The organism is Actinoplanes sp. NPDC049265 (assembly GCF_043197135.1).
Taxonomy (GTDB): Bacteria; Actinomycetota; Actinomycetes; order Mycobacteriales; family Micromonosporaceae; genus Actinoplanes.
In genome coordinates this window covers 145818-159510 of the sequence record NZ_JBICSP010000012.1, presented here as the reverse complement: position 1 = coordinate 159510, position 13693 = coordinate 145818, and the positions used below count along the sequence as shown (strand labels likewise).

Annotated in this window: 9 protein-coding genes; 4 read left to right on the top strand and 5 right to left on the bottom strand. The window is 71.4% G+C overall.

Features of this window, described 5'->3' with window-relative positions; translation table 11 throughout:
• The first annotated feature begins 163 nt into the window (after window positions 1–163).
• Entirely contained in the window at window positions 164–694 is a 531-nt protein-coding gene (def, locus tag ACGFIO_RS27075; protein ID WP_392829769.1) for a peptide deformylase, read from the top strand.
• Window positions 695–779: 85 nt separating this feature from the next.
• Here the strand turns inward: def and ACGFIO_RS27070 are convergent, their stop codons facing one another.
• Window positions 780–3554: a BTAD domain-containing putative transcriptional regulator gene (locus ACGFIO_RS27070; RefSeq protein ID WP_392829767.1), complete on the bottom strand. Its 2775-nt coding sequence runs from the start codon at window positions 3552–3554 to the stop codon at window positions 780–782.
• Between the two features lie 65 nt (window positions 3555–3619).
• Window positions 3620–4081 carry a MarR family winged helix-turn-helix transcriptional regulator gene (locus ACGFIO_RS27065; protein ID WP_392829765.1) on the bottom strand — a complete coding sequence of 154 codons (462 nt, stop codon included), beginning with the start codon at window positions 4079–4081 and terminating at the stop codon, window positions 3620–3622.
• Between the two features lie 318 nt (window positions 4082–4399).
• Between ACGFIO_RS27065 and ACGFIO_RS27060 the strand changes: the two genes are divergently transcribed.
• Together ACGFIO_RS27060 and ACGFIO_RS27055 are read left to right on the top strand one after the other, a co-directional pair.
• Window positions 4400–5671 (top strand): WXG100 family type VII secretion target, encoded by a 1272-nt coding sequence (locus tag ACGFIO_RS27060; protein WP_392829764.1) that lies wholly within the window; start codon window positions 4400–4402, stop codon window positions 5669–5671.
• Complete coding sequence (locus ACGFIO_RS27055) at window positions 5668–6522, top strand: hypothetical protein (RefSeq protein WP_392829762.1); 855 nt, start codon at window positions 5668–5670, stop codon at window positions 6520–6522. Before ACGFIO_RS27060 ends, ACGFIO_RS27055 begins: the two co-directional genes overlap by 4 nt.
• A gap of 76 nt (window positions 6523–6598) precedes the next feature.
• Here ACGFIO_RS27055 and ACGFIO_RS27050 read toward each other — a convergent pair whose 3' ends face one another.
• Both ACGFIO_RS27050 and ACGFIO_RS27045 read right to left on the bottom strand, forming a co-directional pair.
• Window positions 6599–7870 carry an MFS transporter gene (locus tag ACGFIO_RS27050; protein ID WP_392829761.1) on the bottom strand — a complete coding sequence of 424 codons (1272 nt, stop codon included), beginning with the start codon at window positions 7868–7870 and terminating at the stop codon, window positions 6599–6601.
• A gap of 10 nt (window positions 7871–7880) precedes the next feature.
• Window positions 7881–8591, bottom strand: coding sequence for a laminin G domain-containing protein (locus ACGFIO_RS27045; protein WP_392829759.1), 711 nt, complete (start codon window positions 8589–8591; stop codon window positions 7881–7883).
• Between the two features lie 312 nt (window positions 8592–8903).
• Between ACGFIO_RS27045 and ACGFIO_RS27040 the strand changes: the two genes are divergently transcribed.
• The gene (locus ACGFIO_RS27040) at window positions 8904–13292 is read left to right on the top strand and encodes a S8 family serine peptidase (RefSeq protein WP_392829757.1); all 4389 of its coding nucleotides are present in this window, start codon (window positions 8904–8906) and stop codon (window positions 13290–13292) included.
• 72 nt (window positions 13293–13364) lie between these two features.
• Here ACGFIO_RS27040 and ACGFIO_RS27035 read toward each other — a convergent pair whose 3' ends face one another.
• Window positions 13365–13628: a DUF6343 family protein gene (locus ACGFIO_RS27035; RefSeq protein ID WP_392829756.1), complete on the bottom strand. Its 264-nt coding sequence runs from the start codon at window positions 13626–13628 to the stop codon at window positions 13365–13367.
• Between the last annotated feature and the right edge of the window lie 65 nt (window positions 13629–13693).

Below are 13693 nucleotides of genomic sequence, written 5' to 3'. Positions count from 1 at the left end.
TAAGTCAATGCCGCGTCCCAATACGGCCCAGCCTCGTGCTGGTGGGCGCGGCGCCCGCCGCCCGGCTGTCCGAAGTCACGGGTGGTGGACGGCCCGCCCGGCGTCTTCGATGTGCCCCAGGACGCCGGGCGGCTCCAACCGGACAGGTCTTAGGGTGAGCTTCATGAGCGTGATTCCCATCCGGCTCGTCGGCGACGAGGTGTTGCGAGCCAAGGCCGAGCCGGTGACCGACTTCGACGCGGAGCTGCGTACCCTCATCGACGATCTGACCGAGACGCTGGAGAACTCCGGCGGTGCGGGGCTGTCGGCGCCGCAGCTCGGTGTCAGCCTGCGGGTCTTCGCGATCAGCCCGAAGATCACCGACGGCGAGATCCACCACCTGGTCAACCCGGTGCTCGACTTCCCGGACGACGAGGAACAGGACGGGCCCGAGGGGTGCCTGTCGATCCCCGGCGTCTACCTCGACACGCGGCGGCGCAAGAACGTGATCGCCAAGGGCTTCAGTTCGCACGGCGACCCGGTGCAGATCGTCGGCGAGGGGTTGGTGTCGCGGTGCGTCCAGCACGAGAACGACCACCTCGACGGCGTGCTGTTCATCGACCGGCAGCGACCCGAGCAGCAGGAACGGCTGCTGGCGACGCTCCGCGCGTCGGCCTGGTGGGACGAGAGCGCGGTAAAGATCAGCCCGCACTGAGGCGTTGACCAGGACGCGACGCGGGAACGCGGCCAGGGTCAGCCCGCGCTGAGGCGCTGACCAGGACGCGACGCGGGAACTCGGGTCAGCCCGCGCTGAGGCGCTGGAGGATGCGGCGGGCGAGGGCGGGGTCGGCGCGGTCGATGTCGCCCAGCGCCTCCCGCCAGGTGCGGCGGGCGTTCTCGGGCTGACCGTCGGCCAGCAGCGTGTCGCCGATCAGGGTCAGTGTCTCGGCGGCGTTCATCGGCGACTCGGCCAGCCGGAACGCCGCCACGCCCTGGTAGAGGCTGGCCAGCCGGCGGTCGTCGTCGTGCAGGCGGCCGTACGCCTCACCGCTCCACGCCAGCGCGGTGCCGACGCCGTGCAGGTCGTCGGCCTGCTCGTAGAGCCGCCCGGCCTCGCCGAACATGGCCAGCGCCGCGGTCGGCGACCCGGCCGACAGCGTCGCCTTGGCGATCACCATCAGCGCGCCGCCCTGCCCGCGCCGGTGGCCGGCCAGCCGGAACAGGTCCAGCGCCCGCCGCCCGTGCCAGATCGCGTCGGCGTAGCGTTCCTGGTCGAAGCGGATCTCCGCCATGTTGTTCTCGACGTGGGCCTGCTCCTCGCGGCGGCCCAGCCGTTCGAAACCGGCCCGCGCCAGCTCCAGATAGGCCAGACCGGCGCCGAAGTCGGAGCGGAAGTAGCAGACCCCGGCCAGGCTGCGCCGCATCAGCGCCTGCCCGAGCGGATCGTCGGCGGCCGCCGCCAGCCCGGCCTCGACCGCCGCCGCCCACGCGTCGATCTGGCCGGTGTACTGCAGGAACGTCTGCAGAGTGAGGGCCGTCTCCCAGGCCGGCTGGGGCGCGCCGGCGGTCTGCGCGGCCTCGACCGTGGCCAGCACGTTGTGCTGCTCGGCGAGGAACCAGCTCATCGCCTCGTGCTGGTCGGCGAACACCCCGGGGGTCACCCCGGCCGGCGGGTCCTGCGGTGGGGGAGCGGGCACCTGCGGGTGCAGGGCGAGATGACCCGCGTACGCGGTGTGGTGGAAATACGCGAGGAGGCGGTGGTGGGCCGTCCGGCGCGCGGCCGGGCTGTCGTGTTCCTCGGCCAGTTCGGCGGCGTACGCGCGGAGCAGATCGTGAATCCGCCAGCGGTCGCCGACCGACTGGACCAGCAGATGCGACCGCAGTTCGGCCAGCAGCGTGGTGGCGGCGTGCGGAGCCACCCCGGCCAGCGCGGCGGTGGCGGCCGTCCCGAACTCGACATCCGGGTGCAGCGGCAGCAGCCGGAACAGGGCGGCGGCCCGGTCCGAGAGCGCGCGGTACGACCAGGAGAAGATCGCGTTGAGGTCGATGATCGTGTCACCGAAGCCGTCCAGCGGGCCCGACCCGCCGTCCAGGGCCGCGGCGATGTCACCCAGGGTCAGCTCCGGGTTGATCGCCGTGCGGGTGGCGACCAGGGCCAGGGCCAGCGGCAACCGGCCGCACCGCTCGATGATCTGCTCGATGGCGCCCGGTTCGGCCGCCGTCCGGTCCTCGCCCAGCCGCTGCGCCAGCAGCTCGCGCGCCTCGCCCGCGGGCAGCGGCTCCAGCGGCAGCGGGTAGGCCCCGGTCGTGGTCAGCAGCCCGTCGATCGAGCGCCGGCTGGTGGTGATGACCAGGCTCTCGCCCACGCCCGGCAGCAGGTGCCGGATCTGCTCCCAGTCCCGGCAGTTGTCCAGCAGGATCAACACCTTGCGACCGGCCAGGATGGTCCGCAGCAGACCGGCCTGTGCGTGCAGCTCGGCCGGGATCGCGCCCGGCGCCACCCCCAGCGACCACAGGAAGCCGCGCAGCGCCTCGCCGGGCGACATCACGTTCTGGTCGGCGGCGAACCCGCGCAGGTCGGCGTAGAGGCGGCCGTCCGGGTAGCAGGGGGCGAGATGATGGGCCAGGTGTACGGCCAGCGTGGTCTTGCCGACGCCGGGCATCCCGTCGATCACCAGGGCCCGGCTCGGCCGCCCGGCGCGACGGTCGTCGGCGAGCAGCCGCATGGCCCGCTCGATGTAGTCGCGGCGGCCGACGAAATGCGGATGGTCGGGCGGCAGCTGCGACGGGATCGGCGCCCCCGACGACGGCGCCGTGGTCACCTCCTGGCGGAGCAGCCCGGCGTACGCCTCGCGCAGTTCCGATCCGGGTTCGATGCCCAGCTCGTCGCCCAGCCTCCGGCGTACCTCGGTGAAGCAGGCCAGCGCCTCGGTCGTCCGCCCGGTGGCGGCGAGCATCAGCACCATGCGGGCCTGCATCGCCTCGTCGAGCGGCTCCAGGCCGGCGCACCAGCGTACGGCCGGCTCGACGGCCCGGCCCCGGTCGCAGCGCAACGCGGCGTCGACGGCGTCGCGGACCGCGGCGAAACCCTCCGCGTCGACGGCCAGGAAATCCGGGTGGACCGGGCCGCCGGTGCGCAGCTCGCCCCCGCACCGGTCCTGCCACAGCCGCACCGCCTGCATGAACAGGTCGACCGCCTCGTCGTCGTCGGCCGCCCGGGCCTTCGCGGTCAGCTCCCTGAACCGCAGCAGGTCGAGCCCCCCGGCCAGCCGGATGCGGTACTCGGCGCCGTCGCGCAGCAGGTAAGAGCCGGTCGCGCGGTTGGGCAGGCCGGGCTCGAGGACACGGCGCAGGGCGCCGACGTGGCGGTGCACGACGTTCGGGGCGCTGGCCGGCGGGTCGGCCGGCCACAGCAGGTCGACCAGCTCGGTCAGGCTGGCGCCGGCTCCGGACGCGGCCCGGACCAGCAGCAGCGCGAGGATGAGCCGGGGCTGACGGGCCGCGCCCAGCTCCAGCTCGACGTCACCGCGCCAGGCCCGGACCGGGCCGAGGAGGGAGAACCGCACCGCCTGCACGGCTGCATATTAGGCGGATAGATCCAGCTTCCCGGATGTCAGGTAGCCGACTTTGGCCGGATGTATCAGCGGGTTGGTTCGGACGCCTCCGCGAGACGCAGCATCAGACCGGCGAAGGTGGCCGGGTTGAGCTCGGCGTCCGCCACTGGAGCGAGCAGGCGGTTACGGACGGTGCCGGCCAGTCGGGTCTGGACGGTGGTCACCCGCCGCCGCCCGCGTTCGGTCAGCACCACCTCGGAGACGCGCAGGTCACCCTCGTACGACTCGCGCGACACCGAGCCGGTCTCCTCGAGGCGGTCCACCACCCGGCTCAGCCGGCTGCGCGCGATGCCCGCCGCCTCGGCCAGATGGGCCATGCGCATCCGCTCGCCCGGTGCGTCGGCCAGGACCAGCAGGGCGGCGTACATGGAAAGGGTCAGGCCCGACGCGAACCGCAGGTCGCGCTCCACCGCCGTGGGCATCAGCAAGAGCGCGCGGACGGTGGCCCGCCACAGCTGCTCCTCGCCGACGTCCATCGGGTCCGCCACCGGAATCGCCGCTGTTGGCCGCATCTGCGCCCCGCCCCTCGTGCTCCGGGCCGAATATGGAGAGGCCGCGCCGGGTCCCCAAAGTCCCGGCGCGGCCGCGGAAAGGCGATGACGTCATCACGAATCGCTGTTCTCCGCTGGAGCGGCGGCGTCGTGGCCCCCCATCGGCAACCGCGCGTCTCCAGCTGTTTCAAACGCGCGGCGTACGGCGTAGTTCAAAATGGTTCAAAATGTTTCCTGGCTCACAAAGTCGTATCAGAACGCGACAACCGCCCTCGCCGTTCCCCCCTCAGCCATCGACGGTGAAAGATGGGTTTCGTGACCGCGGCCGGTAACCCCCTCGTGGCCGCCGCCTCGCCCGACGGCCCGTCCCCCTGGGCCGGCGTGTGGATCGCCGAGGACATCAACGCGATCGTCTCCGGCGTCCGCGGCGGCTCCTGGATCGACGGCACGATCGGCGGTGTCAGCGCCGGCCTGGACGCCCTGGCCGTCGTGTCCGACCCGGTCGGCGCCCTCCTGCAGTACGGCGTAGCGTGGCTGATCGAACACGTCAGGCCCCTGTCCGAGGCCCTCGACTGGCTGGCCGGCGACCCCGCCGAGATCGCCGCCCACGCCCAGACCTGGCGCAACGCCGCCACCCGCCTCCAGTCCGAGGCCGACGACCTGGCCCGGTCGGTGGCCTGGGACGTCTCGGAGTGGTCGGGCACCGCGAGCGACACCTACCGGGCCTACGCTTCCGGACAGGTCCGCTCCCTGGAGACCCTGGCCGTGGCCTCGGACGGCATGGCGCTGATCACCGAGAGCGCCGGCCTGGTCATAGCCACGGTCCGCGAGCTGGTCCGCGACGCGGTGGCGACCGTGGTGTCCCGCCTGATCGTCTACGCCGCCGAACTCCTCGGAACCCTCGGCACGGCCGCCCCCCTGGTGGCCGAACAGGTCGCCACCCTGTGCGCGTCCTGGGGCGCGAAGATCGCCAATTGGTTGCGCGGCCTGATCGCCACCCTCCGCAAACTGGCCGACTTCATGCGCCGCCTCGGCGACCGGATCAACGAGCTCATGCGCCGCGAAGGAGGCCCTTCGGGCTCCTCGTCGCCCGAGCCGTCCGGCGGGCAGAAGGGCTCGTCCGCCGGAGGGGAGAAGGGCCCGCCTCCGTGGCGCGCGCCGGACGACCTCCCCGGGCCGGCCCGCGGCCGGGACATCCGGTTACCGAACAGCCGCCACACGGTCTCGGGATCTCGCACCGGCGAGGTCAAGAACCCGACCACGATCATCCTGCGGGGTAACGAATCGGCTGTCCGCGAAGACGTGCGGCAGCTCGCTGCCGGTAACGCGAAATTCGACGGGGACAGCAACACCTACGTGGTGAACGGGCGGTCCTACGGCATCCACGAGAACGGAACTGTCTTTCCGGTCTCCGGACCGGGCCTGGTTGTCCTGAACGGGACTGAATACACCGCCCTCCAGATGATCGGCAAGAGACAAGGGGATGTCGCCGCGGTGCGGGAGTTCGAGCACGACCCACGCTTCCTGAATAATCCGGATGCCATCGTCAAGGCCAAGGCGATCTACGACGGGACCTACGGCGAATGACTACGTTCTACCTGCTGGTGGTCGGCGACGTCGATCTGGCACAGGTGCGGGCGGCGCTCTCTGCGGCCTTTTCGGTGCCGGATGCGGAGGTGGATGTCGCCGAAATGCTCACGGACGACGATCGGAATTGGGACGCGGCGGTGTTGTGCACCTTTCAGCGGCTCTCCGGCGACGTATCGATGCAGCTCGACATCTATGTTCGCGACTCCGTCAGCACCCTGCCGGACATCGCGCAGCTGGCTGGATCGGTGGCCGGATCGGTGGGGCGGCCGATCCTCTACCCGGCTTCGGAGCACAACCCGAGCGCTCACTATCTGGCCGATTCGTACGGCCCGCCGACCCGGGCGCGGGTGTACGACGGCGACGCCGAAGGGGAGTTGCTCATTGATGCGGTCGAACGGCCGGTCCCGCAGCTGCCCGGCGTCCGGGTCGACGCGCAGCCCGAGGTGATCAAGTGGCATCGGATGGTGACGCCGGTGACTGAGGGGTTCCGGGACTGGCTGGCGGCCTCGATGCTCGCGACCGTCGACACGCGTGATCCGATCTGGCAGGCGCAAAATCTGCTCGGCGGGTGGGAATCGCTCACCGTCCGGATGGCGCGGGGGTGGCCGCCGGACGGGTGGTATCCGCAGGAGTACTACTACCGGGACGATCTCAGCGGTCGCGATGAGCTGGCCGCTCTGCCGGCCCGTCTGCCCGAGGACGTCGCCGCGCAGCTGGCCGTCGCGCTGGAGCGGGTGGACGAGGCGTTCCGGCGGCTGACGCGGGAAACCGAGCACGGCGGCCCGGACGGCTGGTGGCGGCGGCGGGTGCCGGACCCCGAGCCGTGGCTGGCGCAGCCCGGAACCTGATCGACTGGTCTGTTCTGTTGTGTACGGACGGCCCCCAGCGTGCGCGACGTGTCAGCGTCGGCCGCGGGCGGGGACTTCAGCTGACGGGCCCCTGAGCGGTGGGGGTGGTCGGCCCCTCGCGGCCCGTGAAGGCCGCCCACCCGGCCAGTGCGGTGCCGACGCAGAGGGCGGCCGCGCTCAGGGTCAGCGACCAGTGGATGCCGATCGCCGCGCCCAGCAGGCCGACGGTCAGGCCGCTGCCGAACCGCAGCCCGTTGGCCGACATGTTGTAGACCCCGATCACCCGGCCGCGCTCGCCCGGCGGGGCCAGGAGCTGGACCACGGTCTGGCCGATCGACATCGAGGCCAGGTTGGCGACGCCGCCGACCACGAGCAGACCGACGGCGAGGGGGTACGAGGGGGAGACGGCGAAGAACAGCGTGCTCAGCCCGTACACCATGGTGCTGACCACCGCCGCGCCGACCGTGGCGCGGATCTTGCCGGTGGCCTCGAGGAGGATGCCGCCGATCACGCCGCCGGCGCCGTTGGCGAAGAGCAGGACGCCGTAGGCCGTGCCCGCGCTGCCGGCGCCCAGATCCTGCGCGAAGATCGGCATCGCGGACTGCAGGGAGGCGCCGACGAAGAAGCTGCCCAGGCCGCCCAGGATGATCATGCTGACCAGGGTCGGGTTGCCGCTGACGTCGCGCAGGGTGCGGATCGCGCCGAGGATGCCCATCCGGCGGCGGGGCGCGTCGTCCCGGGTGTGGCCGGTGAAGCGGGTGCGGAACAGGAACACCGTCAGCGGGAGGTAGAACGCGATGTTGGCGAAGATGCCCCAGGTCGGGCCGAGCCCGAGGAGCAGCGCCGAGCCGACCGCGGGGCCGAAGAGCACGCCCAGGCTGCGGAACGTGGCGTTCAGGCGTACCGCCGAGGGAAGGTCCTCGTCGCCGACGAAGTCGTGCAGCATGAGCTGCTCGGCCGGACCCCACAGGGCGCCGGCCAGGCCGTGCAGCACCAGCAGCAGGCAGGCCGACCAGACCTGCAGCGTGCCGGTCACGAACAGCACGCCCCAGCCGGCCGAGACCAGCATGAACAGCGTCTGCGCGGCCTGGATGACCCGGCGGCAGTCGAACCGGTCGGCGAGCCCGCCGAAATACACCGAGAACAGCAGGAACGGCACCCAGTGGCTGATCACCTGGAATCCGGACAGCGCCGGTGAGTGGAACCTCTCCCAGAGCACCCAGTAGGTGATGACGTGTTCGATGTTGTCGGCCATCATCGCGAGCGCCGCCCCGAAGAGGTAGGGGCGGGCGTCCCGGTTGCGGAGTGCGGCGAAGCGGCGGGGCGGGTTCAGGGGTGCGGCGGACATCGTCGCCAATCTAGCCCGCGCTGATCTCCACCCAGTCGAGGTCCCCGTTGTAGTAGTCGCAGCCCACATCGATCTGGTCGCAGTCGATCTTGCCGCCGAGGGTCACCGGCCAGGAGTTCGCGATCTTGCCGGTCCAGCCGCCGCGGGAGGCGGCGAGCTTGCCGTCGATCGAGAGATAGACCCCCTTCTGGGTACGCTCGCAGCGCGCCGTGTGCCAGCCGCCGTCGTTGAGCTTGCGTGGCGACGAGATCAGGATCGCCCCGGCCGACCCGCGGTAATAGCACTGCACGATGCCGTTCGGGATCTGGATCTTGTAGTTGCCGCCGGCGACGGTGGCCTGCCCCTTTTGCACGACGTTGCCGAACTTTCCGGTCGTCCGGAACCGCAGTGTGACCGCGTAGTCCCGGGTGCCGGGGTCCAGGGCCGAGCTGTCCGGCACCGAGACGATGTGCCCGGGGTGGGGTGGCGGGGTGTCCGGCTCGAGGCGGCTGAAGCGGTAGCCGGTGGCGCCGCTGATCCGCGTCCCGGTGAGCACCTCGTGGCCGACCGTTCCGCGGTGGCCGTGCCCGGTGCTGTCGGTCATGGTCCGGGCGCCGGCCGGTTCGTTCATCGGCCAGGCGGCGACCAGGCTTCCGCCCGCGGCCCCGGCCGGTTGGGGCAGGAATGCGGTGAGCAAGGCCGCGGTCACGACCGCGACGGCGGTGGGGTGCTTGATTCTCACGTCGGCCCCCGGCTGGACTGGTCGGGATGAATGCGTACAAATGGAATGTACGTCCATATGCCCTCGTCGCGGTGGACGCGCGCGGTGCGCCGCAGTTCAAACCGGTTGCCCGGTGGCGCATCAGCGACTTGACGCAGGAGCGCCATTGATCGCTGTCGTTGTATCGGCACAACATTGCTCTCGACACTCCCTGGCCACGCATTGTTTCCACCGGGTTACGGGGGGTGCCTGTCGGTGCCAGGACTACCCCTGGACGCCGTCGCCGCCGGGGCGTGGACACCACCGCGACCCGGCTGAGTGGGGGAGGAACACATGTCAGGTACGCGCTTGAGACGCGTACGGTCCTCCGCGGTGGGTGGGGCGCTACTGGCCCTGGCCCTGACCGCGGCGGGCCTCAGTACACCGGCGGCCGCGGCCGCGGCCACGCCGAAGCCGTCGGTCAGCGCCGAGGTGCTGTCCACCGTCGCCGCCAAGGGCAGCGCCAGCTTCTGGGTCTACCTGCGCGAGCGGGCCGACATCGGGTCGGCGGCGAAGATCGCCGACAAGAAGGTCCAGGGCGCCACCGTCTTCGACCGGCTGACCAGCACGGCCAAGGAGTCCCAGAGCGGCGTGGTCGCGCTGCTCCAGGCGCACAAGGCCAAGTTCAAGTCGTACTGGATCAGCAACGCGCTGCACGTCACCGGCGACCGCGAGCTGCTCGACGCGCTCGCCACCCGGGCCGACGTCGCCAAGATCGAGCCGGTCTCCACCTTCAAGGTCATCGAGCCGGTGGCCAAGCGCCACGCCGACAAGGGCACCCAGGCCACCGAGTGGGGCCTGAACAGCATCAAGGCGCCCCAGGTGTGGAGCGAGTACGGCGTCGACGGCTCGGGCATGGTCGTCGCCAACGTCGACACCGGCGTGGACTACACCCACCCGGCGCTCAAGAACAAGTACCGCGGCCTGCAGGCCGACGGGTCGTACGACCACAACTACAACTGGTTCGACCCGGCCAACATCTGCTCCGGCGACGCGCCCTGCGACAACAACTCGCACGGCACGCACACCATGGGCACCATGGTCGGCAGCGACGGCGGCAGCAACCAGATCGGTGTCGCCCCGGGCGCCAAGTTCATCGCGGCCAAGGGCTGCGAGACGAACTCCTGCTCGGACACCTCGCTGCTGGCGGCCGCGCAGTGGATCCTGGCCCCCACCGACCTCAACGGTCAGAACCCCCGCCCGGACCTGCGCCCCGACGTCGTCAACAACTCGTGGGGCGGCGGCCGCGGCGACACCTGGTACCAGGACGCGGTCCAGGCCTGGGTCGCGGCGGGCATCTTCCCGGCGTTCTCCAACGGCAACTCGGGCTCGGCCTGCAACACCGCCGCGAACCCCGGTGACTACCCCGACGCGTACGCCGCCGGCGCCTACGACTCGAGCGGCACCATCGCCGACTTCTCCAGCCGCGGCACCTCGTCGATCGACCAGTCGACCAAGCCGGACATCGCCGCGCCGGGCGTGAACGTGCGCTCCAGCGTGCCCGGTGGAGGCTACGACTCGTACGACGGCACCTCGATGGCCTCCCCGCACGTGGCCGGCTCGGTCGCGCTGCTCTGGTCGGCCGCGCCCGGCCTGGAGCGGAACATCGACGCCACGCGCGCCCTGCTCGACGACAGCGCCGTGGACACCCCCAACAGCCAGTGCGGCGGCACCGACGACGACAACAACGTCTTCGGTGAGGGCAAGCTGGACGTCTACAAGGCGGTCACCGACGCCCCGCGCGGCCCGGTCGCCAAGGCCAACGGCGTCGTCACCGACAAGGCCACCGGCCGCCCGATCGCCGGAGTCACGGTGACCTCGGAAGGCCGTACGGTCACCACCGACGCCCAGGGCAAGTACTCGCTGACCCTCGAGGCCGGCACCCACGACGTCACCGCCAGCAAGTACGGCTACGTCGCCGAGACCACCACCGTCACGGTCGAGGAGGGCCAGCTCCTGGCGCTCAACTTCGCCCTGACGCCGGCCCAGATGGTCAAGGTCACCGGCAAGGTCACCGACGGCTCCGGCCACGGCTGGCCGCTGTACGCCAAGATCGAGGTCGCCGGCCGGCCCGGTACCCCGATCTACACCGACCCGGCCACCGGCTCGTACTCGGTCGACCTGCCGGCCAACACCACCTACACGGTGAAGGCCACGCCGGTCTACCCCGGCTACACCCCGGCCACGGCCGAGGTCGTCGTCGGCACCACGCCGGTCACCGGCAACCTGGTCGCCAAGGTCGCCCCGGACTGCACCGCGGCCGGCTACCAGGCCGCCTACGGCGCGCCCGCGGTCACCGAGGACTTCTCCGGCGCCAGCGCTCCCGACGGCTGGCAGGTCGTCAACCGCACCGACAGCGGTGGCTGGACGTTCACCGACGACGGCAAGCGCGGCAACCTGACCGGTGGCAGCGGCGGCTTCGCCATCATCGACAGCGACAACCTCGGTCAGGGCAACACCCAGGACACCGACCTGATCACCAAGCCGCTCGACCTGTCCGGCATCCCGGCGCCGTACCTGCGGTTCAACAGCGACTTCCAGTCGGTCGGCAGCAGTAACCCGATCGACATCGACGTGTCCGCCGACAACGGCGCGTCCTGGACCAACGTCTTCCACAGCACGGAAAGCCGCCGTGGCCCGCGGGTCGAGGAGATCTCGCTGGCCCCGGTCGCCGCCAAGGCCGACGCCCTGGTCCGCTTCCGCTACCTCGGCACCTGGGCCTGGTGGTGGGAGATCGACAACGTCAACGTGGTCAACCGCGCCTGCACCCCGATCCCGGGTGGCCTGGTCGTCGGCAACACCACCGACTCCAACACCGGCGCGGCGCTCAACGGCGTCACCGTCACCAGCGACGACGTCCCCGCGGAGAAGGCCGTCTCGGCCGTCACCCCGGACGACGCCAACCTGGCCGACGGCTTCTACTGGCTGTTCTCCACGGCCACCGGGTCGCACGGCTTCACCGCGACCAAGTCGCCGTACACGCCGGCCAAGAAGACGGTGAACGTGGCCGCCAACGGTGCGGTCCGGGCCGACTTCGCGCTCGGCGCGGGCAAGCTGACGGTAACCCCGACGAACATCGAGTCGCACCAGGTGTACGGCTCGGCCAAGTCGACCACCGTCACGGTCAAGAACACCGGTAACGCCCCGGCCACGGTCACGCCCAACGAGCGCTCCAAGGGCTTCGAGGTGCTGAAGTCGGCGGAGTCGGCCGCCGTGGTCAACGTACCCGTCAAGGGTCTGAGCGTGGCCAACAAGGGCCGCACCTACGCGACCGCAAAGGCCGGAACGGCCGCCGCGGACGCGTGGACCGCGATCCCGAACGTCCCCGCCCCGATCATGGACAACGCCGCCGTCACCGCCGGTGGCAAGGTCTACTCGATCGGTGGTGGCACCGACACCGGCAACGAGACGAAGATCTACGTCTACGACCCGGCCGAGTCCACCTGGGCGTCGCTCGCCGCCATGCCGCACGGCCGGGCCAAGCCGTCCGTCGCGGAATACAGCGGCAAGCTGTACGTCTTCGGCGGCTGGGGTGACACCGGTGCTCCCGAGCCGACCGTCGACGTGTTCGACATCGCGGCCGGCAGCTGGTCCACCCTGGACGCGACCAACCCGAAGGCTCGCGCTGCCGCCGGCACCGCGGTCGTGAACGACAAGGTCTACCTGGTCGGCGGCTGCGTCGACGGCCAGTGCGGACCGTCCGTCGAGACCGTGGTGTTCGACCCCGCCGCGGGCGCCTTCAGCGAGGTCAAGGCCTACCCGCACCCGGTCTCCTGGACCGGCTGCGGCGGCGTCGGCGGCCAGATCGTCTGCGCCGGTGGCGCGGACGCCGACAGTGGCACGTTCTTCGCGGACACCCAGGTCTACGACCCGGCCGGCGACAGCTGGACCGCGGGCCCGAACCTGCCGCAGAACAACTTCGGCGCGGCCGCCACGGCCGCCGGTGGGGTGCTGGTGTACGCCGGCGGCGCGGTCAACAGTGGCGCGGCGCTGACCAACGCCACCCTCGCGTACGACCCGGCGGCCGGGGCGTGGACCAACCTGCCCGCCATGGCCGCCCCCAAGTACCGGGCCGCCGCTTCGTGTGGCGCGTACCGCCTGGGTGGCTCGTCCGGTGGCTTCAACGGAACGGCCGACGCGGCGTTCCTGGACGGGCTGGCCGACTGTGAGGGCGGCGGCGACATCAGCTGGCTCTCGACCGACGCGGACGAGGGCTTCACGCTGGCCCCCGGCGCGAGCCGCAAGATCAAGGTGACGCTCACCGCCACGCCCGAGGCGGGCGTGCTCCAGCCTGGTGCCTACACCGGCCAGCTGGGCTTCCGCACCGACAGCCCGTACGCGGTCCCGTCGATCGACGTGGAGATGAACGTCTCCCCGCCCGCCTCCTGGGGCAAGGTCGTCGGCACGGTCACCGGCGCGGCGTGCTCCGGCACGGTCCCGCTCAAGGCGACCATCCGCCTCAACGGCCCCGCCGCGCACACGCTGGTGGCGGACGGCCAGGGCAAGTACGGCTGGTGGCTGCAGCGCGGCACCTACCAGGTCATCGTGGCGAAGGACGGGTACATCCCGGAGGTCTTCACGGTGAAGGTCAACGCCGGCTTCGTCGAGACGACGGACTTCCAGCTCGACCCCGTGGTCGCCTGCTCCACCCGGGCCGCCATGGACCGGCGGCTCGAGGCCTGACAACCGAATAGCTAGGCAGTTCCCGGCGGCCGCCGGCGCTCCGTGCGCCGGCGGCCGTCCGCTGCCACCTGGTCACTCGAAGAGGGAGTGGCCGTCGCCCTGGATTTTTCTGCGGGCCCGGCGGCGGCGCTGGACGACCACGATGTCGATCGCGGCGATCAGGGCCATGACGGCCAGGATCCAGCCGGCCACGGACCAGCCGGCGCGGCCGGCCAGGACCGCGAAGACCGTGGACGTGACCAGGCCGAAGACGGCCAGGGCGAGACGTAGATTGAGCGCGCTGTACGGGCGCTCGACCGTCCCCCGGCGTCCGGGTGGCTGCGGGTGTACGGACACCCTCCATGTCTACCCGATAGGCCCCGAATCACACCGCGTGACCTGCCCGGGTGGTCCGGCTAGCG

Bases quoted from the DNA above. Each gene is read 5' to 3' on its own strand.
- def (WP_392829769.1), top strand. From the start codon at position 164: ATGAGCGTGATTCCCATCCGGCTCGTCGGCGACGAGGTGTTGCGAGCC.
- ACGFIO_RS27055 (WP_392829762.1), top strand. From the start codon at position 5,668: ATGACTACGTTCTACCTGCTGGTGGTCGGCGACGTCGATCTGGCACAG.
- ACGFIO_RS27050 (WP_392829761.1), bottom strand. From the start codon at position 7,870: ATGTCCGCCGCACCCCTGAACCCGCCCCGCCGCTTCGCCGCACTCCGC.
- ACGFIO_RS27040 (WP_392829757.1), top strand. From the start codon at position 8,904: ATGTCAGGTACGCGCTTGAGACGCGTACGGTCCTCCGCGGTGGGTGGG.